Below are 21,277 nucleotides of genomic sequence, written 5' to 3'. Positions count from 1 at the left end.
GACGGTCGCCGTCATGCGACTGCGAACATCCCGACCGTCGGCAGGAATGTGCAGGTGCGCGGTGCGGCATCCGCTGCGGCGGTGGTCAGCGAACCGGACACCACGGCAACCACGCGGCCGGGGCCGGTGTCTGCGATGGCCGACAGTGTGGCCGGGCCGTCCGGGTTGATCTTCGCTGCATCGGTGAGGTTCTGAGTCGCCGAACGACGATTGTCGAGGTTCAACCAGGTCACCGTCATCGGGTTGGCCTGATCGGGCGTCGCGGGCTTGGTGCCGAGCGCGGTGAAGACGAAGCCGGCCTGGCCTGCGCCCGGTCCGGGGGGCGGCAACTTGCCGGGGCCGGGAACTGCCAGCGCGGTACCGACCGAGTCGGCGGTGTCGGAGATGCAGCCCTTACCGATCGTCGGGTACAGGAACTGCGCGATCGTGGGGCCGTTCTTCGGCAATGCGGGGCCACCGCCGCCGCTGCCGTCCAGGAACGTGATGACGCTTTCGAGTGTGGTCTTGATCTGCGGCGGCAGGTCGGCAGTCGCCAGGATCTGCTTGGCCTGATCGAGCAGGGATGCCTGCGGGCCGTCGGCGATGTCCGCCGGACCGGCAACGGCGCCGATGATCGCGGGCGCCAGCGAAGCGAGTGCGTCGACCGGAATGCCCTGCGGGACAGCCGGTGGCGGAGTGGGGGCCTGGTCGGCGGCGGCCGTAGTCGGCGCAACGATTGCGGCAGCGGCTGCGATCGCAAGTGCCGTTACAACTTTGCGCGTTCCTCGGGTGCGAAGCACAGTGTCCCCATCTTTCGTTCGTCAAGCAGGTCCGGCCGTTACCGACTCGAGACGTCACTCTATGTACAGCGCCTCGGCGTTGTACAGCCAGCCGATGTCCAAATCGAGAGCTATCGTGCCGCATCCGTGGAAACGGCGGCCCAGTAGGGCAGGTGTGCTGACCATAGCGTGTTACAGAAGTGATCAATGTGAAAATTGATACAACTGTTACCCCAGCGGCGAGGGTATGACCAGCGGCATGTCAGAGACGGTTAGGCTCTTCGCGACGTCCGGGTCCGCCCCGCGTACACCAAGCAACGGGAGAGCGCGAGACAGTGAAGCAGCAGTCATCGGTAGTGAGTCGGCTCACACGACTCGCGCCTCTGCTGCTCCTGGTGGCGGTCGGTGCTCGAATGGTGTGGTCGTTGTCGACCGCCAACGGCATGAATCTGGTGGACCTGCACGTCTACGTCGACGGATCGGCATCGTTGCTGCGCGGCGATCTCTACAGCTACACGTACTCGAAGGAAACGCCCGACTTCCCGCTTCCCTTCACCTACCCGCCGTTTGCGGCGTTGGTGTTCCTGCCGCTGCACTACCTGCCGTTCACGCTGGTCGGGATCGTGTGGCAGTTGCTCACCGTTGCGGCCCTGTATGCGGTCGTGAAAATCAGCCTCGAGTTGCTGCTCGGACCCGTTGTGAAGCAGGACCCGACGCGCTGGCGGTCGATCGCCATGGTGTGGACCGCGTTCGGCACGTGGACGGAGCCGGTGCGAACCACGCTCGACTACGGCCAGGTCAACGTCTTCCTGGTCCTGGGCGCGATGGTGGCGGTCCGTAGTGCGCGTTGGTGGCTGTCAGGATTTCTGGTCGGCTTCATCGCGGGGATCAAGCTCACGCCTGCGATCACCGGGCTCTACTTCCTTGCGCGACGACGGTTCGCGGCCGCACTCGCGTCCGCCGTGGTCTTCGCAGGCACCGTCGGCATCAGTTATCTGATCATCGGTTCGCAGGCGCGCGAATATTTCGAGCATCTGCTCGGCGACGCGAGCCGCATCGGGCCGGTCGGATCGGTGTGGAATCAGTCGCTGCGCGGGGCGCTGAGTCGAATCGTCGGCCATGACGTCGAAAACGGGCCGTTGCTGATCGCCGCCGTGCTGATCTTCGCCGCGCTCGCGGTGCTGGCCTGGCGGACGCTCGATCACGACGACAGGTTGGGCACGCTGGTCATCGTGCAGCTGTTGGGGCTGCTGATTTCGCCGATCTCGTGGTCGCACCACTGGGTGTGGGTGGTCCCGATGGCGATCTGGTTGCTGCACGGTCCGCATCGCGATCGGCTCGGTACCAAGATTCTGGCCGGCTATTGGTTGCTCACCACGCTGGTCGGGGTGCCGTGGATCCTGAGTTTCTTCCAGGACTCCATCTGGTTGATCTCGCGTCCAGGCCTGTTGGCGTGGCTCGGCACCGTGTACGTGGTCGGCGTACTCGGTTTCTATCTCTGGGTGATCTACGTCGGTCGCGGGGTCAACCCGCGGCGAGCCGATCGATCGTCGCAGCCAGCGCCAGATCCTTTGCGGTGAGACCGCCGTCGGAGTGGGTCGACAGCACGAATGTCACCGTGCGCCAACGAATATCGATGTCAGGGTGGTGCTGAGCCGTCTCTGCCTCGTCGGCCACCTTGCGAACCAGCTCGATGGCGTCGGGAAACGTGGGCGCCTCTATCGCGCGGCTGATGCTGTCACCGGAGCGCGTCCAGTCGGGCAAGTCGGCGAGGCCGTCGGAAAGTTCGGAATCTGTGAGCAGTGCCATACCTCATGATGGTGCCATGGAACCGGCCCGAGAAGTGGTCGCTGCGGCGATCGTCGTGGACGGCACTCTCCTGCTGGCGCAGCGCACCAAACCGGTCGAGCTCGCGGGTCTGTGGGAGCTGCCGGGCGGGAAGGTCGACCCGGGGGAGACGCCGGCCGAAGCACTGCGACGCGAATTGCTCGAAGAGCTCGATGTGACGGTCACCGCAGGCGGGCGAATAGGCGACGATGTACCGCTGGCAGGCGGCCTGGTGCTGCGCGCCTACGCCGCGACACTGGTGTCGGGAACGCCGCGCCCACTGGAACATTCGGCATTGCGCTGGGTAACGGCAGACGAATTGCCGAGTGTCGATCTGGTACCGAACGATCGGGTGTGGCTTGCGGATCTGGTGGCTACGCTGCGCGTGCCTTCTTCAGTGCCTTCTGTAGATCCTTGCCCGTGACGCCGTCGGTTTCGGCCTTCTTCATCCGCATGATGACGACCGGGCACTTCATGCACCGGGTCTTGCTACGACAACACTTCTTCTTCGGTTTGAGGCTCGAAACCTTCTTTGCCTTCACCTTGCCCATGCGCGGCACGGCCTCCTTGCACTAGTCCGACGGGTTCTTCCGGGCACGAAGAATCGTCCGGCGGAACACAGGTTAGCGTACCCTCAATTCCGCCTGTGGGAAGGCCCGAGGCCTTCGGGGCGGTAGTCTGATCGTGGCCGCAATGCCCGAACCCAGTGCATGCAGCGCATATGTCGATTAACGATGCGTATGGCGGCAGCCCGATAGTCGCGTGATCTTTTCCGCGCGGCCGAATCAGCCCAGGAGACCACAGCGTGTCGCGCACCACATTTCGCAACGTCGCCATTGTCGCGCACGTCGACCATGGCAAGACCACCCTTGTCGACGCAATGCTTCGCCAGTCCGGCGCGTTCGCCGAGCGGGCCGAGCTCGTCGACCGCGTGATGGACTCAGGTGACCTGGAGAAGGAAAAGGGCATCACCATTCTCGCCAAGAACACGGCGGTCCATCGTCATCACGAGAACGGTGACGTCACGGTCATCAACGTGATCGATACTCCGGGCCACGCCGACTTCGGTGGCGAGGTGGAGCGCGGACTGTCCATGGTCGACGGTGTCGTCCTGCTCGTGGACGCATCCGAGGGACCCCTGCCGCAGACCCGCTTCGTCCTCCGCAAGGCGCTGTCCGCGTCGCTGCCGGTGATCTTGGTGGTCAACAAGACCGACCGTCCCGACGCGCGGATCGAAGAAGTCGTGTCCGAAAGCCACGACCTGCTGCTCGACTTGGCATCCGACCTCGACGACGAGGCCGCCGAAGCCGCCGAGCTGGCACTCGATCTTCCTGTGCTTTACGCGTCGGGCCGTGAGGGCAAGGCATCGAAGGAGCAGCCGGAAAACGGCCATGCACCCGACGCCGAGAACCTCGACGCGTTGTTCGACGTGCTGCTCAACAACGTTCCGGCGCCGAAGGGCAGCGTCGACGCGCCCCTGCAGGCCCACGTCACCAACCTCGACGCATCCGCGTTCCTCGGCCGCCTCGCGCTGGTCCGCATCCACAACGGTGAGCTCCGCAAGGGTCAGACCGTGGCGTGGATGCACGGGGACGGCGTCAAGCAGGTCAAGATCACCGAGCTGCTGCAGACCGTCGGTGTCGAGCGTCAGCCCGGCGAGTCCGCGGTTGCCGGCGACATCGTCGCCGTCGCCGGTATCCCGGAGATCATGATCGGTGACACGCTCGCCGATCCCGAGAACCCGGTCGCACTGCCGGTGATCACCGTCGACCAGCCGGCCATCTCGGTCACGATCGGCACCAACAGCTCGCCGCTCGTCGGTCGAGTATCCGGCCACAAGCTCACTGCTCGCATGGTGAAGACGCGCCTCGATACCGAACTGGTCGGCAACGTGTCGCTCAAGGTCGTCGACATCGGCCGTCCGGACGCATGGGAGGTGCAGGGTCGTGGTGAGCTCGCGCTCGCGATCCTCGTCGAGCAGATGCGTCGTGAGGGCTTCGAGCTCACCGTCGGCAAGCCGCAGGTGGTCACCCGCCAGGTCGACGGCAAGGTCCACGAGCCGTACGAAGAGCTGACCATCGACGCCCCCGACGAATACCTCGGTGCCATCACTCAGCTCCTCGCCGCCCGCAAGGGCAAGATGGTCCAGATGAGCAACCACGCCGCGGGCTGGGTGCGCATGGAGTTCATCGTTCCCTCGCGTGGCCTGATCGGCTTCCGCACGGACTTCCTCACCGACACGCGCGGCACCGGCATCGCCAATGCCGTTTTCCACGGTTACGCACCGTGGGCCGGCGAGATTCGGGCGCGCCACACCGGTTCGCTGGTCTCGGACCGCGCGGGCAGCGTGACGCCGTTCGCGATGATCCAGCTCGCCGATCGTGGTCAGTTCTTCGTCGAGCCTGGTGCCGACACCTACGAGGGCATGGTCGTCGGAATCAACCCTCGCGCAGAGGATCTCGACATCAACGTGACTCGCGAGAAGAAGCTCACCAACATGCGTAGCGCGACGGCCGACGTGATGGAGACGCTGGCGAAGCCGCTGCAGCTCGATCTGGAGAGCGCGATGGAGTTCTGTGCCGGCGACGAGTGCGTGGAGGTCACGCCCGAGGTCGTCCGCGTGCGCAAGGTGACGCTCAGCGCGAACGATCGTGCCCGTGAGCTGTCGCGTCGCAAGGCTCGGGACAAGGCTGCGCTGTAAAGTTCGGCGGACTCGGGCTTTGAGGGAGGTGTGGTGCTAGCTGGTCGGGGCCGTCACGCGGGATTGGTGAAATCCTTGGTTGCGGCGTCGGTGCTGGCACTGGCCGTCGGCGGGTGCACCGCCGACCCGCCGCCGCCGATCGAAAGCACGGACAGCCCCAAACCCACGCCCGCCGAGCCGACGCGCAACGCGGTGGTGGTCGCGATCGACGACATCGGAGTGGGGTTCAACCCGCATCTGCTCGCCGATCAGTCGCCCGCCAACTCGGCGGTGAGCTCGATGGTGTTGCCCAGCCCGTTCCGTCCGGTGCCGTCTCCGGTGCGCCCCGGCGGCACGGACTGGATTCCGGACAACTCGATGGTGGTGTCCGCGGACATCACCAACCAGGATCCGTTCACCATCACCTATCAGCTGCGCAACGAGGCTCAGTGGTCCGACGGCGCTCCTATCGCTGCCGAAGATTTCCGGTACCTCTGGCAGCAGATGATCAGCGAGCCCGGCGTTGTGGATCCGGCCGGCTACAACCTGATTCAGGACGTGGGCTCGTCCGGCGGCGGCAAGACCGTCACCGTGACCATGAACGCGCCGTATCCGGCTTGGCGGGAGCTGTTCACCGACTTGCTGCCGTCGCATCTGGTGAAGGATTCGCCGGGTGGGTTCGCACGTGGTCTCGCCGAGAACATCCCGGTGTCCGGCGCGCGTTTTCACATCAAGTCGATAGACCGCGGCCGTGACGAGATTTTGCTGGAGCGCAACGACAGGTTCTGGGATCAGCCCGCCAAGCCCGACCAGATCTTGATGCGACGCGGCGGAACCGCTGCGCAGCTTGCGGATTCGATGCGTTCCAACGACGCGCAGGTTACCGAAGTACACGGTGGCACCGCCCTGAAGGGTCAACTCGCCGCAATTCCCAACGTACGCACCGGGGTTGCCCCGCAACCGCGAGTGCTGCAGTTCGCGCTCAACGGGAGGGTCGGCGATTTCGGCGATGCGCGCGTGCGCACCGGCATCCTCAACATGCTCGATCCCGACCTGCTCGCCATGGTCGGTGCCGAAACCGGATCGAACGTGGATCCTGCTCGCGCGCAGGTGTTGTCGCCATCGGATCCCGGCTACGCGCCGACGGCGCCGCCCCGGCTGACGAGCGATCGGGTCTATGCGCTGCTCGCCGAGGCCGGGTATCAGCGACCCGCCGATCCGGATCCGAATGCCGCTCCGCCGACGGCACCGAACCCGGTGAATCCGATTACCAAGAACGGCAAGCGGTTGGCTGTGCGGATCGGGGCACCGGAGAACGACGACACCGCGATCGCCGTCGCCAACACCATCTCCGATCAACTGCGCAGCGCGGGTGTCGCGTCGTCGGTGTTGGAGCGCAAGGCCGACGACCTCTACGGCGCCGACCTGGTCGACGGCAACGTCGACGCGATAGTCGGCTGGTCGCGCGCGGGATCCGATCCTGCGACCGCCATGGCCTCGCGTTTCGGCTGCCCGCCGCCCGCGGCAGCGGATTCCCGGCGTGGCACCACCGGCGCTGCGTCGACGACAGCGGCGACATCGCCGACGCCCGAGGCGAATGCGTCACCGTCGATGCGCGCCCCGAGCAACCTGTCCGGCATCTGCGATCCGTCGCTCCAGCCCGACATCGACGCGCTGTTGCGCGGCACGGCGGATTTCGCGACCGTGCTGAGCACCGCGGAGCCCAAGCTCTGGCAGTTGGCCACCGTTCTGCCGATCCTGCAGGACAGCACCGTCGTCGCTGCCGGACCTGAGGTGGGCGGCGTCTCGCTGACCGGCGCCATCCAGGCCGGCATCTTCGGTGATGCGGCGGGCTGGTCACGCACGCCGTGAGCGCTCGACGGCTACTTCTGGTCCACGCGCATCCCGACGACGAGACCATCACCACCGGCGGGACCATCGCCCGCTACGTCCGCGAGGGCGTCGACGTGGTGGTGCTGACCTGCTCCCTCGGTGAAGAGGGCGAGGTGATCGGCGACGAATGGGCTCATCTGGTCGCCGATCGAGCCGATCAACTCGGCGGCTACCGAATTCTGGAGCTGACGCGCGCGTTGACCGCGCTCGGCGTCGCAGCACCGCGATTCTTGGTTGGGGCAGGTCGGTGGCGGGATTCCGGCATGGTGGGCACGCCGTCCGCCTCGAACCCGCGGGCCTTCGTCAACGCCGAACCCGACGAGGCGGTCGGTGCGCTGGTCGCACTGATCCGAGAACTGCGTCCACAGGTCGTTGTCGGTTACGACCCTGTCGGCGGCTATGGGCATCCGGATCACATTCAGGTACATCGCTTCATCACCGCGGCCGTCGACGCCGCGGGATCTGCGCAGTTCCCGGAAGCGGGAGAACCATGGGATCCGGCCAAGTTCTACTGGACGGTGACGGAACAGGCCGCCTTGCTCGCGGGTCTTGCACGCATCGGCACCGTTCCGGCCGGCTGGCGGTTGCCCGAGCCCGGCGAATTGCCCAGCGTGGCAGACGAATCGGTGACCACAGTGGTGGACATTGCGCCGGTGATAGATGCGAAGAGGGCTGCCTTGGCCGCCCACGCCACCCAGGTCACGGTCGCGCCCGGTGGCACCGTGTACGCGCTGTCGAACAACATCGCCCAGCCGATCCTGACGGAGGAACATTTCGTGTTGGTTCGGGGCGAGTCGGGACCTGTCGGACCGGACGGGCGCGAACACGACCTGTTCGCGGGTCTCGGGTAATACACTCCAGATGGCAATGATCTGGAAGGAAAACGATGTACAACTGGGATCTGCAAAACCTGATCGCGGCATTCGTCGATTCGATGCGAGGATCTGGTCAGGCACAGCACGACCTGTACATCAGCGTGCTCCACGGGTTCGCCGACCTGCAGAGCAATCTGTTGACAATGCTCGGATACCCGCCGGTGCCGTGACCTCGAGTATCAAATGGGTCGTCCTTGCTCTGCTGATCTTCGACGGCCTGCTGACCGTTGCCCTGGAAGTACTCTTTCTCCCCACCTACATCGGTAGCTGGCCGTTCCCGCTGAGCGCCGTGGTCGCCGCACTGGTCAACGTCCTGCTCGTCGTCGGGGCGCGAACGGTCACCGATCGGACGGGCGAAGCGAGCCTGCCGTTGGTGGCCTGGGGGCTGGGTTTCATGGTTGCCCTCTTCGGCGGTCCGGGTGGTGACGTGATGCTGCTTGCGTCGTGGCCGACAATATTGCTGCTGGTCCTTGGCGTTGCACCCGCAGGCTGGGTGTTGTTCACCGGAGCGTTGAACAGGATTGGGGCAGCGTAACTTTCCGGAGTCAGCTGAGCCCTGCTTCGGTAGCAGCTGTTCGTAGAACGTCCTCGAGCATGGCGGGGGTGAGCCGTCCGGTGAACGTGTTCTGCTGGCTCACGTGATAGCTGCCGAACAGGTGAATCGGTTGCGGCCCAGGCAGTTCGACGTGCGCCCCGTGACCGAACTTCGGTCGCGGCTTGGGAATCGCCCAGCCTGACTCGGCGAGTGTCGGCAACAACGCCTGCCACCCGAATCCGCCGAGCACCACGATCGAACGCAGCGTGGGTTTCAGCAAGTCGAGTTCGGCGTCCAGCCAGGTGCGGCAGCGATCGCGTTCTGCGGGTGTGGGTTTGTTGTCCGGCGGGGCGCAGTGCACCGGTGCGGTGATGCGGGTTCCACGTAATTGCAGGCCGTCGCCGATGTGCGTTGCGGTCGGCTGGTTCGCCAATCCGACGGCATGCAGTGCGGCGTAGAGGAAGTCGCCGCTGCGATCGCCGGTGAACATTCGACCGGTTCGATTGGCGCCGTGCGCGGCGGGGGCCAGGCCGACGATGAGCATGCGGGCGTCAGCAGGACCGAACCCGGGAACCGCTCGACCCCAATAGGTCTCGCCTCGAAACGATGCCCGCTTCTCCCGTGCCACCTGCTCACGCCACGCAACCAATCGCGGGCATGCGTGGCATTGCGATACCGCGGTATCGAGGGCGGCCAGATCGCGCATCTCTCGACCCTATGCTCGGCGCGGGTTGACCTTCCAGTTACCTGAACCCCGATGATGGGGAGCGTGGCAGACGAGTTGATGACAGTGGGGGTGTTCGCCCAGCTGAGCGGGATGACGCCGAGTGCGTTGCGGTTCTACGGCGACAGCGGGGTGCTGACTCCTGTCGAGACGGATTCGACGAGCGGCTATCGGTACTACAGCGCAGCTCAGGTCCGTGCGGCGATCCTGATTCGCCACCTCCGCGACATGGGGCTGCCACTTGCCGACGTGAAGAGAGTGCTGAACGCCGATACCGGCGAGGCTCAGCAACTGGTCGTTGCCCATGTCAGCGACGAGGAGAGCCGGTTGGCGCGTACCAAGGACCTCGCGGAGCGAGCGATCGGGTTGCTGGCCGTCGATGCGGCGGTATCGGTCTCCGGCGTCGAGTTGGCGCGGGCGGTGGTGCAGGTGGCGGCCGCCATCGGCACCGATCCGGCGTTTCCGATTCTGGCCGGAGTCTTCGTCGAAATATGCGATGGTGCACTGATTCTCACCGCGACGGATCGATACCGGCTGTCGACGCGCACGTTGCCCTCCCGGAACAGCAGCGGCTCTGCGGCCGCAGTTGTCGGTACCGCCGACCTGGTCGCCGCGATCGGTGAGCGAGAGGTCGTCACCATCGCCATCGGCACCGACGTGCACGTCGACGGGCAACCGTGTCGCGTCATCGAGGGCGAATTCCCGGACTACCGAGTGGTGTTCGCCGGGCTGGCCGAACCCGTCTACCGAATCGTGCGCCCTGTCGCGGAACTGCTGGCGTCGATGCAAGGTCGGGCAACTCTCACGTTGGATCTCACCGCCGACGGTTCCACCCGGATCCACTTCGATACCGAAACCCTCGGCCGAGCCCTGACAGCCGGAATCGGCCCCGACGTGATGCTGGACATCAGCGCACCCGATCGACCTGTCGTCGTCCGATCCGCGACAGACGGCGATTTCACAACACTGGTGATGCCACGGCGCAGTTCGGCAGAGCCGAAAGGAAGGGAACATGTCTGATCCGATGATGGCCGATATCACCGCAGCGGTGTCCGACAAGGAGGGCGGCCGCGATCGGCTCGCTGCGTTGTGGGAGCACATCGGCGACGACGGCGATCCGCTGCATCGCGTCACCCTCGCGCACTATCTGGCCGACCTGCAGGACTCGCCTGAGGATGCGCTCGACTGGGACAAGAGGGCGCTGACTGCCGCCGGCGAACTCACCGACGCACGCGCGCAGGCGTACCACCCGTCGCTGACGGTGCGCGGCTTTCTTCCGTCGCTGCATTTGAACCTCGCGGACTGCTACCGCCGCGTCGGCGACTTCGATTCCGCACGTGCGCATCTCGCGTCCGCGCACGCCGTTGTCGACGTGTTGGGAGACGACGCCTACGGCGCCGTGGTCCGCGACGGACTGGTCAACGTGGAGCAGGCGTTGGCTGCCAACTCGATCGAGCGGCTACCGACCAACTAACGCCGGAAGCGCAGTGTCACCAACTGGAAGGCGCGCAGCTCGAAATCCAGGGCATCAGCCGGCCCGTCGACAGGTCGTTCCAGCAGGTCGGTGAATTCGACTGCCGCATAGTCGAAGTCGGGTGTGATGGTGGTTCGAGCCCGACCGCCGCGGGACTCGTACAGCCGCACGATCACGTCACCGCTGCGATCCTCCGCGAGCTTAACCGCTTCGACGACCACTGCCGGATTGGACACCTGCAGCAGCGGTTCCACCGCGTCGACGGCACCCTTGACGGTGCGCGGCGTCAGGTTGATCCGGTAGCCCTCTTCGACTGCATCGCCGATGGTGGCGTTGGGCCGAACAGCAACCCGCAACACATGGCGGCCCTGGTCGGTGTGCGGATCGGGGAAGCGCGGTGCGCGGAGCAGCGAAAGCCGCACGGTGGTTGTGGTGCCACCGGCATCGCGTGCTTGCCTCCCGATGTCGTGGCCGTATGTCGAATCATTGGTCACCGCTACGCCGTAACCGGTTTCGGCGACGTGTACCCAGCGATGCGCGCAGATCTCGAACTTCGCGAAATCCCATGACGTGTTGGAATGCGTCGGCCGAAATACATGGCCGAACTGGGTTTCCGATGCGCTGCGATCTGCGTGCACGTCCAACGGAAAGGACAGCTTGAGCAGTTTCTCGGTTTCGTGCCAGTCGATCTCGTTGGTGATCTGCAACGCATGCGAGTCGGCGGGCAGCGAAAGTCGTTGCACGATCGTGGATTCACCGAAGCTGCGCGTGACGACAACGTCGTTGCCCTCCGGCAGTATCGAATCCAGATCGACGAGATCGGTGACGGTACGACGGTAGAACTCGTCGATGTCCCAGGCATCCCATTCGTTGGGCGTATCCCGGTGCAGCTGCAGCAGATTGCCGACCGATCCGGGTGCGATCGCCTCTCGACCCGAGGCCGCATCGACCATCGATGTCACCAGCCCCTTGGCGGAAATCTGCACGCGCAGCAGTCCGTTGTCGAGCACGAAGCCGCGACGATAGGGTTTGGGAGCCGAACTGTCGGGGGTGGTAACGGTGCCGGCCCCGAGCGCTGCAACACCCGATCGGAAATACGGACCTGCGTTGAACGTCAACGCTTTCCGGCCCTTTCCTGCCAAGGAGGTAAGCGCCGAGCCGATCACCGCCTCGAGACGCTTCGACACGGCGGCATAGTTGCGTTCGGCGTCTTGGTGCACCCAGGCGATGGAGCTGCCGGGCAGGATGTCGTGGAACTGCTGCAGCAGCACCAGACGCCAGACGTGTTCCAGGTCGTCGTACGGGTACTCCACATCGCCGCGCACCGCTGCTGTGGCCGCCCACAGTTCGGCCTCACGCAGCAGATGCTCGCTACGACGATTGCCCTGCTTGGTGTTCGCCTGCGATGTGTAGGTGCCGCGGTGAATTTCGAGGTACAACTCACCGGACCACACCGGCGGATTGGGATATTCGGCTTGCGCGCGATGGAAGAACTCGACGGGCGATCCGAGCGAGACGGTGGGGGAGCCTTCCAGAGACTTGGTCCGATCGGCGACGGCGAGCATCTCGCGTGTCGGGCCGCCGCCGCCGTCGCCCCAGCCGAAGGGAACGAGGGATACGGTTCCGGCGCCCTTCTCGCGGTAATTGCTTTGGGCGTGAGCGAGATCGGAGCCACTGAGATCCGAGTTGTACTTGTCGACAGGCGGAAAATGCGTGAATACGCGGGTTCCGTCGATGCCCTCCCACAAGAAGGTGTGGTGCGGCATCTTGTTGGTCTGGTTCCAGGAGATCTTCTGCGTCAGAAAGTAATCCGACCCCGACGACCGGACTATCTGCGGCAGCGCGGCCGAGTACCCGAACGAGTCGGGCAGCCACGCCTCGGGCGTATCGATGCCGAACTCATCCCAAAAGAAGCGCTTCCCCGCGACGAACTGTCTAGCCATCGCTTCGCCGCCTGGCATGTTGGTGTCCGATTCCACCCACATACCGCCGACCGGAACAAACTGTCCTGCAGCAACTTTGGCTTTGATCCGCTCGAACAGCTCGGGGTAGAACTCCTTGATCCACGCGAACTGCTGCGCCGACGAGCAGGCGAACCGGAAGTCGGGACGGCGGTCCATCAGCTCGATCATGTTGGAGAAGGTCCGCGCGCATTTGCGAACGGTCTCGCGGATCGGCCACAGCCAGGCGGAGTCGATGTGGGCGTGCCCGACGGCAATCAGGTTGTGCGCGCTGGCATATGCGGGTCGCTCCAGAACTTCACGGAGCTCGGCGCGCCCTGCGGAGGCGGTGCCACGAATGTCTTCCGGGTCGACCGCGTCCAGCATGCGCTCCAACGCGCGCAGAATTTCGTGGCGGCGGGGGAGGTCCTCGGGCAGCGCGTGCATCAAGCCGGTCAAAACCGCGATGTCCTGCTGCAGTGCCCAGACCATCGTGTTCCGCAATGCGAACTCGACCCGGCTCAGCCGATACAGCGGACCCGATCCCGCAGTTGTCTTGTCGCCCAAGTTCGTCGGCGAGAATGCGGACTTCATGATGTCCGGGTTGGCGGCGGCCTCGATGTAGAGGTCCAGTGGCTCGCCGGGATCGACCGGGACATATGCGTTGAACGGCGAGATCGCCTTGACCGTCGAACCGTCCGGGCGAAATGCCAAGGCTTCGGCGTTGAATCCGGGTCCGCCGGTGAAGCCGGGGTCCACGAGCAACTCTGCGACGGTCCCGCGCGGAGGGCGGCCCTGCTTGTCGAGCCATTCGGGTGGCACCGAGCCGGTGGCGTGAATCCACATGGTGCCCCACGGCTTTCCCCACGCAGTGCCGATATCGATGGGGCTGAACTTCTTTGTCACCGCCTCGGTAAACGGAACCGGTTCGTCCGGCGCGGTCCATGCCGTGATGGTCGCAGGCGAATAGGCCTGATACACCGCGGATGGCAGGCGCTTATCGGCGAATCGGGCGATACGAGCTTCGACAATCCGACGGTCGTCGTGCATGGCGCAAGGTTAGCCCGGCAGCGCCCGATCGGTCTCGACCTTGCGCACCCAGATACTTCCCGCCCCTGGCGTCACCGACTCGACCAGTTCCCACGCCTGCTCGATCGGCAGGTCCAGCACCCAGTAGCCCTGCCGTCCGGCGGGCGTTGCGGCGACTACCGTCGACACGCCGGCTCGGCGTTGAAAGTAGCTCTGCTTCACCGTCCACCCGATGATGCCGCCCGCCTGCAGGCATTCGCGATCGCGGTCGAGTGAACCGCTCCGCGTGATCAGCCAACCGGGGAGCACCGCGTGGCCGAGGCCGCGAGACCGATCCCAGCCGAGCAAGACCGCCGCCACGATCAGCACCGCCAGCGCCACCCACACCAGGACCGGCATCGGCACTCCGACCAACTGCAGCACCACGACGATCACCGCCAGCAGCAACACGGGAAGCAACGCCCGCGTGAACCTGCGTCGCGTCGCCGCAGGGCCATGCCCGATCAGCGGTACCGCCACGGGAGCCGGATCGCCCGTCACCGTATTCATCATCCGATGTGCCTCCGCGACGGGAGCTTGCGGCAACACCAGCGACGATTCGCGCGCCGCCGAGCTGACGCCGGTCATGATCGCGTCCACCTTCGCCCCGCCGACCAGGCGCAGCAGCAGTGGCTCCTTCAATGCGGTGCCGCGCAGCCTGCCGCGGTCCAACGAGGTCTGGCGGGTCTTGAGCACGCCGTGACTGACGTGGAGCACCTTGCCGTCGTCGGTGACCCGCAGGTTGCCGTAGTTGAGCAGATACCGAACGCAGGCGAGCAGGCTCGCGGCGATCAGCAGCACCACCAGCCCGACCAGTACCGCGACGATGATCCCGACCTTCGTCGCCGAATCGAGTGCCGACGAGACTGCCGAGGAATCGGCCACTTTCTCGCCGAGGCCGTATTGAAAGCCGACGCCGACCAGGGCCGCGATGGCGACGACGCCCGTGGACGAGAACGGCGCGTACCGCACCCAAGCCGGGTTGAAGTGGCTGATCTCCACCGCGACGGAACGATCTGCGGGTATGTCCTCGATCTCTGGCGTCGCATGTTTCGTCATCAACGCTTCTCGCAGACCAGGCACCAGGCTTGCGTCGAGCGCGTTGAGCTCGAACTTCTCGTCGCCTCGCCCTGTCTGGTGGCTGGTACCGATCCGCACCACCGACAGCCCGAGCATGCGGTGCAGCAGATTTGCTTCGACGTCGACTGATCGAATTCTGCTCCGGGGTACCGACAACAACTTCTTCTGGAGCAGCCCGGTCCGCAACTCGATGTGGACGGGTCCGATCCGGTACGCGGTGGTGAACCAGCGCAGCAACGCGAACCCGACGATGATCGCCAGCGGAATAAGACCCCAGAAGTGATTGCCGCTCTGCGTGCCGACGATCAGCGACACCAGCACCACAGGCAGCAACTTCACCAACTCGTTGACCGGGTGCACCAGCAGCATGCGTTTGTCGAGCCGCTGCCAGGGCAGTTCCTGCTCGACGCTCAGCGCGTCGGCGCCCGACTCCTCGGGCGGTACCAGCTGGGTCATGTCGCGTCACCCAGATGGCGACCTGCGATCTCGGTCAACGACGTCACGGTCCGATCCGCCACGTCCTGATCCAGTGCAGTGATCTTCACGGCCCCCGCAGACGATGCCGTCGTCACGGTCACGGTCGACAATCCGAGCATGCGATCGATCGGTCCCCGCTCAGTGTCGACGGTCTGCACGCGGGAGATCGGCGCGATCCGGCGTTCCTGGTTGAACCAACCGGTCTGCGTGTAGACCGCGTCGGCGCTGATCTCCCAACGATGCACAGCGAAACGCCACCTCGGAACGATCAGAATGTGTGCTCCGGCAAGCACGACGAAGGCGACGAACACCAGCACGTGTGGCCAGGTGAAGGCGTTGCCGTCGACGATCGCCCACACGATCTGGCCGATCAGCGGCAGTATCCAGAACAGTGCCGCATTGATGGCCCACAGGTGCTTCGCTTTCGGGCTCGGCTGCAGCGCGGGCGCCACCATCATCACGTTCGGTTGCTGTGACATGACGCCATGCTCCACGAAAACCGCGATCGGACAAAGCGAACGTTGCTGTGCCCCTGGAAATGGGGGCAATTCGCATGCCTGACAACAATGGCGCTCGCGTTCACCTTCCACGACCGACCGAAAGGCTTGCTCATGAAGATCACCCTGATCCGCACTCTCGGTATTGCTGCGGCCGCGAGTTCGATCGCGCTGCTGGGCGCGGGTACGGCCGTCGCCGCACCTGTGGGCGTGAGCCCGACGCCGTCATGCCCGAATCCACTTCCGTACGGGCAAGCAACGTGCACGGTCTCGCCGGACAAACTGTCCGTCACGTCGCAGTACTACGCCGATACCGTCACCTACAACTACGACAGACTCGGCAACTACGTGTGCGCGTCGCGCCCGAATGTGATCGGGTATGCCATCCACGACATCCCCTGCAACGCCGCCGTCGCGGCCGTGCATGCGCTGCCACCACTGCCGATCGGCGATTGGTTCCCCTCCGCCAGCCAGTAGGTGAGCCTTCGGCTCAGGTGAGTGGTTAATTGGTCTCTACACCAAGGAACCGCTCACCTGCGGCGAAGTCGCACCCGGTGGCAGGCACAACGCATGGTGGCGCATGATCGGACGGTGACTATGTTGCCGGACCCCACTGTGCCTGCCACTGCGCCCACTGTCCCCGCGCCGATACCCAGCGCTTCCGCTATGCGTCGTGCTCTGCGTCGCGCTCGGGACGGTGTGACTCTCAATGTCGATGAATCGACCGTTCTGCTGCACGCCCGCGGCGCCGACTTGACGGACCTGTGTTCGTCCGCGGCGCGCGTGCGTGATGCGGGACTCGCGGCAGCAGGCCGACCCAAAGCGATTACGTATTCCCGCAAGGTGTTCATTCCGCTGACCCGCCTGTGCCGCGACAAGTGCCACTACTGCACGTTCGTCACGGTGCCGGGGAAGCTGCGGGCCGAGGGTAAGGGGATGTTCCTCGAACCGGACGAGGTGCTCGAAATCGCTCGCCAGGGCGCCGAGTTGGGTTGCAAGGAAGCGCTGTTCACCCTCGGTGACCGCCCCGAGGCGCGGTGGCCCGAGGCCAAGGAATGGCTGGATGCCCGTGGCTACGACTCGACGCTGGATTACCTGCGCGCCATGTCGATTCGAGTACTCGAAGAGACCGGACTGCTGCCACACCTGAACCCGGGCGTGCTCAGTTGGGAAGAGCTGTCGCGTTTGAAGCCGGTAGCGCCGTCGATGGGCATGATGCTCGAGACCACCGCCACCCGGTTGTACACCGACAAGGGTGAATGCCACTACGGGAGTCCCGACAAGGATCCGGCAGTGCGCCTCCGCACGCTGACGGACGCGGGCAGGCTCAACGTGCCGTTCACCACCGGCATTCTCGTGGGCATCGGGGAGAACCTGACCGAGCGAGCCGAGTCGATCCAAGCGATTCGTAAGTCGCACAAGGCGTTCGGTCATATCCAAGAAGTGATCGTGCAGAATTTCCTGGCCAAGGACGATACGGCGATGCGGGATACGCCGGATGCCGGTCTCGAGGAATTCCGTGCCGCCATCGCCGTTGCCAGGTTGGTTCTCGGACCGGGCATGCGTATTCAAGCGCCGCCGAATCTCGTGTCGGCCGACGAATGCCAGGCGCTCGTCGAAGCCGGTGTCGACGACTGGGGTGGCGTCTCGCCCCTGACCCCCGACCACGTCAATCCCGAACGGCCGTGGCCCAATCTGGACACGCTCGCCGAGATCACCGCTGCCGCGGGCTATGTGCTCACCGAGCGCACCGCTGCCCAGCCGCAATACGTGCTGGCAGGCTCGCCGTGGATCGACCCGCGCATCGCGACTCACGTCCGCGCGCTCGCCGACCCCGAGACCGGGCTCGCCAAGCTCGATACGAAGCCCAGCGGCCTGCCGTGGCAGGAGCCGGACGAGTCGTGGGAGTCGACGGGCCGCACCGACCTGAACACCGAAATCGACACCGCCGGACGCAATACCGAGACGCGCAGCGACCTCGGCAGCGCCTTCGGGGACTGGGACACGGTCCGCGAGCAGGTGCTGAACCTCTCTGCGCCCATCGCTGTCGACACGGATCTTGTTGCCGCCCTGCGTTCTGCAGAGAAGGACCCGGCAGGGTGCACCGACGACGAGTATCTCGCGCTGGCGACAGCGGAGGGTCCTGGCTTGGAAGCTGTAGTGGCACTGGCCGATCAGCTCCGCAAGGACGCGGTGGGGGAGAACGTCACCTACGTGGTGAACAGAAATATCAACTTCACCAACATCTGCTACACCGGCTGCCGCTTCTGCGCGTTCGCGCAGCGGAAGGGTGACGCCGACGCATTCACGTTGTCTACCAAAGAGGTTGCCGACCGCGCCTGGGAGGCTCACGTCGCCGGTGCAACGGAAGTGTGCATGCAGGGCGGAATCGACCCCGAACTGCCGGTGACCGGCTACGCTGACCTGGTGCGAGCCGTGAAGGAGCGGGTGCCGTCGATGCACGTCCACGCCTTCAGTCCGATGGAAATCGTGAACGGTGCGTCACGGGGTGGGCAAAGCGTGCGGGACTGGCTGATCGAGCTTCGTGAAGCCGGCTTGGACACCATTCCGGGTACCGCCGCCGAGATCCTCGACGACGAGGTGCGCTGGGTGCTGACCAAGGGCAAGCTGCCCACCGCGACCTGGATCGACGTCGTCACCACAGCGCACGAAGTGGGACTGCGGTCCAGCTCCACCATGATGTACGGGCACGTAGACAATCCGAAGCACTGGGTGGGTCACTTGCGCGTGCTGCGCGGAATCCAGGACAAGACAGGCGGATTCACCGAATTCGTGCCCTTGCCCTTCGTCCATCAGAGCTCACCGCTCTACCTCGCCGGAGCCTCTCGCCCCGGACCGACGAACAGGGACAACCGCGCCGTCCATGCGCTCGCCCGAATCATGCTGCACGGACGAATCTCGAATATTCAGACCAGCTGGGTGAAGCTCGGGGTCACCGGAACGCAGGCGATGCTCAACGGCGGTGCGAACGACCTGGGCGGCACCTTGATGGAGGAAACCATCTCCAGGATGGCCGGCTCGCAACACGGGTCGGAAAAGACCGTCCAGGAATTGCGAGCAATCGCCGAAGGCATCGGGCGGCCCGCCCGGGAACGTACGACAACGCACGCTCTTCGAGAGGGGAACCCAGCAGCATGAGTGAACCGCTAGGCGATCAGGAAGTCGTAGACGTACTCACTCGCGTGGTCGGGATCATCGATCCCGTCCTGGAGGTGCTGTCGAGCACCGATCCGCTGGGCATCAAGGGCCGAACCAAGGACGATGCCCCGGCAGGCTCCTTGGCCGATCGCGGTTTGGACGCCGTCGCGTGGGCGTTCAACGCGGCGGACGTTCCAGGCACCAAGGCATGGGACGAGAAGTCCGTCGATGAGCGCTGCGAATGGTGGGTGCGCCGCGTCGGCGCGCTGAACAACCTGGTGGTGGCCTTTCCCAACGTGCTCGGACCGCTGGCGCAGCGACTGCCGCTGCAGAAGATGCTGGGGTTCGGCAACCAGGCGATCGTCCTCATCGCGACGGCCCGAGAGCGTGGGGTGACGGACCGCCACGACCAGGTTCGACTACTCGCCCAGGTGCTGTGCCAGCGCACCATCCCCGACGACGTGACCCCCGGCCCCAACGCTGCAGCACCGCAGGGTGAGGCCCCAGTCACGCTGAAGGGTTCGGGTGATCAGGAGCAGAACTCGTGGGCACCGCTCGCGCTGGCGCGAACGCTGTGGCGGCTCGCTCACACCATGCGCGGCCTGAGCGGAGAGTTGGAGCGAAGACCCAAGCCCACCAAGATATTTCGCTACCTGGGGATGATCCCGGTTGTCGGCGTCGCAGCCGGGTACGTCGGTGAATTCACCGCGCTCTCGCATGCAGCCGAGGCAGGCCGTAAATGGCTCGAGGCGCAATAGGGCAGACTGTCTGACGTACCCGGGCAGGTTGTAGTAGGCGAGGAGAGAACAGCAGTGACGTACATCATCGCTGAACCGTGCGTAGACGTATTGGACAAGGCGTGCATCGAAGAATGCCCTGTCGATTGCATCTATGAGGGTGGTCGCATGCTGTACATCCACCCGGACGAGTGTGTCGACTGTGGCGCGTGCGAGCCGGTGTGCCCGGTCGAGGCGATCTTCTACGAGGACGACACCCCAGATCAGTGGAGCGGATACGTCAGTGCGAACGTCGACTTCTTCGACGATCTCGGGTCGCCCGGCGGCGCAGCCAAGCTGGGTAAGGTCGATTTCGACCCGCCGTTCATCAAGGCGCTGCCGCCGATGAGCGAGGACTAGGGTTGGCCTCCTTCCTGGCCCGTCGTCGCCCGGTTTCCAGCCTGCTCCCGGATTTCCCGTGGGACACAATCGCTTCCGCGAAAGCGCTTGCCGAGTCGCACAAGGGCGGGATCGTCAATCTGTCGGTCGGCACACCCGTCGATCCGGTCGATCCGTTGATCAGGGATGCGCTCGCCGCCGCCTCGCAGGTCCCGGGCTACCCGGCCACGCATGGAACGCCGGAACTGCGACAAGCGGTGGTCGACTCGCTGACCCGTCGTTTCGGCATCGCAGGCATCGATCCGAGCGCTGTGTTGCCGGTGATCGGCACCAAGGAACTGATCGCGTGGCTGCCCCGCCTGCTCGGACTCGGCGCAGACGACCTGGTCGTCATCCCGGAGCTGGCCTATCCCACCTATGAGGTTGGTGCCCTGCTGACCGGTTCGCAGGTGCTGCGCGCCGATGGTCTCACCCGGGTCGGGCCTGCCGATCCGTCGCTGATCTACGTGAACTCGCCGTCCAACCCGACCGGACGGGTCCTCGGCGTCGATCACCTGCGCAAAGTGGTCGAATTCGCTCGTGAACGCGGTGCAGTCGTCGCGTCCGACGAGTGCTACCTGGGCCTCACCTGGGATGCCGACGCGGTGTCGATTCTGGACGAGCGGGTCAGCGGTGGCGATCACACCGGTCTGCTCGCCGTCCACTCGTTGTCCAAGACGTCCAACCTCGCCAGCTACCGCGCGGGCTTCGTCACCGGCGATCCTGCGCTGGTCGCCGACCTGCTCGAGGTCCGCAAGCACGCTGGCATGATGGTGCCGTTTCCAGTGCAATCGGCGATGGCGGCCGCCCTGAACAGCGACGAGCACGAAGCGCAGCAGCGCGAGCGGTACCGCGTTCGGCGCGACACCCTCGCGGCCGCGGTGCGCGGTGCCGGCTTCACCATCGATCACTCCGAGGCCGGTCTGTACCTTTGGGCAACCAACGGCAAAGGGTCGCGTGACACCGTCGACTGGTTCGCTCAGCGTGGCATTCTGGTTGCTCCCGGCGACTTCTACGGTCCCGACGGCGGCAAGCACGTTCGCATCGCGCTGACAGCGACGGACGAGCGGATCGCCGCCGCCGCCGACCGCTTGCGATAGGTGGCCTCGGTCACACCCCGGCGTTAACCTGGCTGT

Annotated in this window: 21 protein-coding genes; 14 read left to right on the top strand and 7 right to left on the bottom strand. The window is 65.2% G+C overall.

Annotated elements, in window-relative coordinates:
• Positions 1-11: 11 nt before the first annotated feature.
• A complete protein-coding gene (locus tag FOY51_RS13105) occupies positions 12-779 on the bottom strand; it encodes an Rv1157c family protein (protein ID WP_149430673.1) in 768 nt (255 codons plus the stop codon).
• Between the two features lie 314 nt (positions 780-1,093).
• Here FOY51_RS13105 and FOY51_RS13100 point away from each other — a divergent pair, with 314 nt between their 5' ends.
• On the top strand, positions 1,094-2,338 hold the full coding sequence (locus tag FOY51_RS13100; protein ID WP_149430672.1) for a mannosyltransferase: 1,245 nt from the start codon (positions 1,094-1,096) through the stop codon (positions 2,336-2,338).
• Here FOY51_RS13100 and FOY51_RS13095 read toward each other — a convergent pair.
• On the bottom strand, positions 2,283-2,567 hold the full coding sequence (locus FOY51_RS13095) for a 4a-hydroxytetrahydrobiopterin dehydratase (RefSeq protein WP_149430671.1): 285 nt from the start codon (positions 2,565-2,567) through the stop codon (positions 2,283-2,285). The genes FOY51_RS13100 and FOY51_RS13095 overlap by 56 nt on opposite strands.
• Before the next feature lie 16 nt (positions 2,568-2,583).
• Here FOY51_RS13095 and FOY51_RS13090 point away from each other — a divergent pair, with 16 nt between their 5' ends.
• Complete coding sequence (locus tag FOY51_RS13090) at positions 2,584-3,009, top strand: (deoxy)nucleoside triphosphate pyrophosphohydrolase (RefSeq protein WP_149430670.1); 426 nt, start codon at positions 2,584-2,586, stop codon at positions 3,007-3,009.
• Here FOY51_RS13090 and FOY51_RS27210 read toward each other — a convergent pair.
• A complete protein-coding gene (locus FOY51_RS27210; RefSeq protein WP_214633097.1) occupies positions 2,960-3,136 on the bottom strand; it encodes a hypothetical protein in 177 nt (58 codons plus the stop codon). The genes FOY51_RS13090 and FOY51_RS27210 overlap by 50 nt on opposite strands.
• A gap of 254 nt (positions 3,137-3,390) precedes the next feature.
• On the opposite strand from FOY51_RS27210, the gene typA reads away from it, so the two are divergent.
• From typA to FOY51_RS13070, 5 genes are all read left to right on the top strand, one after another.
• Positions 3,391-5,286 carry a translational GTPase TypA gene (gene typA, locus FOY51_RS13085; protein ID WP_149430669.1) on the top strand — a complete coding sequence of 632 codons (1,896 nt, stop codon included), beginning with the start codon at positions 3,391-3,393 and terminating at the stop codon, positions 5,284-5,286.
• Positions 5,287-5,352: 66 nt separating this feature from the next.
• Positions 5,353-7,137, top strand: coding sequence for an ABC transporter family substrate-binding protein (locus FOY51_RS13080; protein WP_149430844.1), 1,785 nt, complete (start codon positions 5,353-5,355; stop codon positions 7,135-7,137).
• Positions 7,134-8,009 carry an N-acetyl-1-D-myo-inositol-2-amino-2-deoxy-alpha-D-glucopyranoside deacetylase gene (mshB, locus tag FOY51_RS13075; RefSeq protein ID WP_149430668.1) on the top strand — a complete coding sequence of 292 codons (876 nt, stop codon included), beginning with the start codon at positions 7,134-7,136 and terminating at the stop codon, positions 8,007-8,009. The genes FOY51_RS13080 and mshB overlap by 4 nt, the downstream gene beginning before the upstream one ends.
• A gap of 35 nt (positions 8,010-8,044) precedes the next feature.
• The gene (locus FOY51_RS27205; protein WP_187776313.1) at positions 8,045-8,203 is read left to right on the top strand and encodes a hypothetical protein; all 159 of its coding nucleotides are present in this window, start codon (positions 8,045-8,047) and stop codon (positions 8,201-8,203) included.
• Positions 8,200-8,568, top strand: a complete 369-nt coding sequence (locus FOY51_RS13070) for a hypothetical protein (RefSeq protein ID WP_235916295.1) — start codon at positions 8,200-8,202, stop codon at positions 8,566-8,568. The genes FOY51_RS27205 and FOY51_RS13070 overlap by 4 nt, the downstream gene beginning before the upstream one ends.
• A 10-nt stretch (positions 8,569-8,578) precedes the next feature.
• Here the strand turns inward: FOY51_RS13070 and FOY51_RS13065 are convergent, their stop codons facing one another.
• Entirely contained in the window at positions 8,579-9,274 is a 696-nt protein-coding gene (locus FOY51_RS13065) for a uracil-DNA glycosylase (RefSeq protein ID WP_149430667.1), read from the bottom strand.
• A 63-nt stretch (positions 9,275-9,337) separates the two neighbouring features.
• Between FOY51_RS13065 and FOY51_RS13060 the strand changes: the two genes are divergently transcribed.
• Both FOY51_RS13060 and FOY51_RS13055 read left to right on the top strand, forming a co-directional pair.
• Positions 9,338-10,312 carry a DNA polymerase III subunit beta family protein gene (locus FOY51_RS13060; RefSeq protein ID WP_187776301.1) on the top strand — a complete coding sequence of 325 codons (975 nt, stop codon included), beginning with the start codon at positions 9,338-9,340 and terminating at the stop codon, positions 10,310-10,312.
• Positions 10,305-10,766, top strand: a complete 462-nt coding sequence (locus tag FOY51_RS13055) for a hypothetical protein (protein WP_149430665.1) — start codon at positions 10,305-10,307, stop codon at positions 10,764-10,766. The genes FOY51_RS13060 and FOY51_RS13055 overlap by 8 nt, the downstream gene beginning before the upstream one ends.
• Here FOY51_RS13055 and FOY51_RS13050 read toward each other — a convergent pair.
• The 3 genes from FOY51_RS13050 to FOY51_RS13040 are packed head-to-tail and all read right to left on the bottom strand — an operon-like array spanning position 10,763 to position 15,810.
• Positions 10,763-13,756 (bottom strand): alpha-mannosidase, encoded by a 2,994-nt coding sequence (locus FOY51_RS13050; RefSeq protein ID WP_149430664.1) that lies wholly within the window; start codon positions 13,754-13,756, stop codon positions 10,763-10,765. The two genes, FOY51_RS13055 and FOY51_RS13050, sit on opposite strands and share 4 nt — an antisense overlap.
• A gap of 9 nt (positions 13,757-13,765) precedes the next feature.
• Positions 13,766-15,310, bottom strand: a complete 1,545-nt coding sequence (locus tag FOY51_RS13045) for a PH domain-containing protein (RefSeq protein ID WP_149430663.1) — start codon at positions 15,308-15,310, stop codon at positions 13,766-13,768.
• Positions 15,307-15,810, bottom strand: coding sequence for a PH domain-containing protein (locus FOY51_RS13040; protein ID WP_235916294.1), 504 nt, complete (start codon positions 15,808-15,810; stop codon positions 15,307-15,309). The genes FOY51_RS13045 and FOY51_RS13040 overlap by 4 nt, the downstream gene beginning before the upstream one ends.
• A gap of 132 nt (positions 15,811-15,942) precedes the next feature.
• On the opposite strand from FOY51_RS13040, the gene FOY51_RS13035 reads away from it, so the two are divergent.
• The 5 genes from FOY51_RS13035 to dapC all read left to right on the top strand — a co-directional run bounded on the left by FOY51_RS13035 (position 15,943) and on the right by dapC (position 21,241).
• Entirely contained in the window at positions 15,943-16,305 is a 363-nt protein-coding gene (locus FOY51_RS13035; protein ID WP_149430662.1) for a hypothetical protein, read from the top strand.
• A 120-nt stretch (positions 16,306-16,425) separates the two neighbouring features.
• Positions 16,426-18,987: a bifunctional FO biosynthesis protein CofGH gene (locus tag FOY51_RS13030; RefSeq protein WP_149430841.1), complete on the top strand. Its 2,562-nt coding sequence runs from the start codon at positions 16,426-16,428 to the stop codon at positions 18,985-18,987.
• Positions 18,984-19,745: a hypothetical protein gene (locus FOY51_RS13025; protein ID WP_149430661.1), complete on the top strand. Its 762-nt coding sequence runs from the start codon at positions 18,984-18,986 to the stop codon at positions 19,743-19,745. Before FOY51_RS13030 ends, FOY51_RS13025 begins: the two co-directional genes overlap by 4 nt.
• A gap of 54 nt (positions 19,746-19,799) precedes the next feature.
• Entirely contained in the window at positions 19,800-20,123 is a 324-nt protein-coding gene (fdxA, locus tag FOY51_RS13020; protein ID WP_149430660.1) for a ferredoxin, read from the top strand.
• A 2-nt stretch (positions 20,124-20,125) separates the two neighbouring features.
• Positions 20,126-21,241: a succinyldiaminopimelate transaminase gene (gene dapC, locus FOY51_RS13015; protein ID WP_290367888.1), complete on the top strand. Its 1,116-nt coding sequence runs from the start codon at positions 20,126-20,128 to the stop codon at positions 21,239-21,241.
• The last annotated feature ends 36 nt before the right edge of the window (positions 21,242-21,277 follow it).

Origin of the sequence: Antrihabitans cavernicola (assembly GCF_008297975.1) — a bacterium.
Taxonomy (GTDB): domain Bacteria; phylum Actinomycetota; class Actinomycetes; order Mycobacteriales; family Mycobacteriaceae; genus Antrihabitans; species Antrihabitans cavernicola.
This window is presented reverse-complemented; position numbering and strand designations above follow the sequence as displayed.

What these genes read in the sequence shown, in the direction of transcription:
- FOY51_RS13095 (WP_149430671.1), bottom strand. Translation starts at nt 2,567, where the DNA reads ATGGCACTGCTCACAGATTCCGAACTTTCCGACGGCCTCGCCGACTTG.
- FOY51_RS13090 (WP_149430670.1), top strand. Translation starts at nt 2,584, where the DNA reads ATGGAACCGGCCCGAGAAGTGGTCGCTGCGGCGATCGTCGTGGACGGC.
- FOY51_RS27210 (WP_214633097.1), bottom strand. Translation starts at nt 3,136, where the DNA reads ATGGGCAAGGTGAAGGCAAAGAAGGTTTCGAGCCTCAAACCGAAGAAG.
- FOY51_RS27205 (WP_187776313.1), top strand. Translation starts at nt 8,045, where the DNA reads ATGTACAACTGGGATCTGCAAAACCTGATCGCGGCATTCGTCGATTCG.
- FOY51_RS13065 (WP_149430667.1), bottom strand. Translation starts at nt 9,274, where the DNA reads ATGCGCGATCTGGCCGCCCTCGATACCGCGGTATCGCAATGCCACGCA.
- FOY51_RS13055 (WP_149430665.1), top strand. Translation starts at nt 10,305, where the DNA reads ATGTCTGATCCGATGATGGCCGATATCACCGCAGCGGTGTCCGACAAG.
- FOY51_RS13050 (WP_149430664.1), bottom strand. Translation starts at nt 13,756, where the DNA reads ATGCACGACGACCGTCGGATTGTCGAAGCTCGTATCGCCCGATTCGCC.
- FOY51_RS13045 (WP_149430663.1), bottom strand. Translation starts at nt 15,310, where the DNA reads ATGACCCAGCTGGTACCGCCCGAGGAGTCGGGCGCCGACGCGCTGAGC.
- FOY51_RS13040 (WP_235916294.1), bottom strand. Translation starts at nt 15,810, where the DNA reads ATGTCACAGCAACCGAACGTGATGATGGTGGCGCCCGCGCTGCAGCCG.
- FOY51_RS13035 (WP_149430662.1), top strand. Translation starts at nt 15,943, where the DNA reads ATGAAGATCACCCTGATCCGCACTCTCGGTATTGCTGCGGCCGCGAGT.
- FOY51_RS13030 (WP_149430841.1), top strand. Translation starts at nt 16,426, where the DNA reads ATGTTGCCGGACCCCACTGTGCCTGCCACTGCGCCCACTGTCCCCGCG.
- FOY51_RS13025 (WP_149430661.1), top strand. Translation starts at nt 18,984, where the DNA reads ATGAGTGAACCGCTAGGCGATCAGGAAGTCGTAGACGTACTCACTCGC.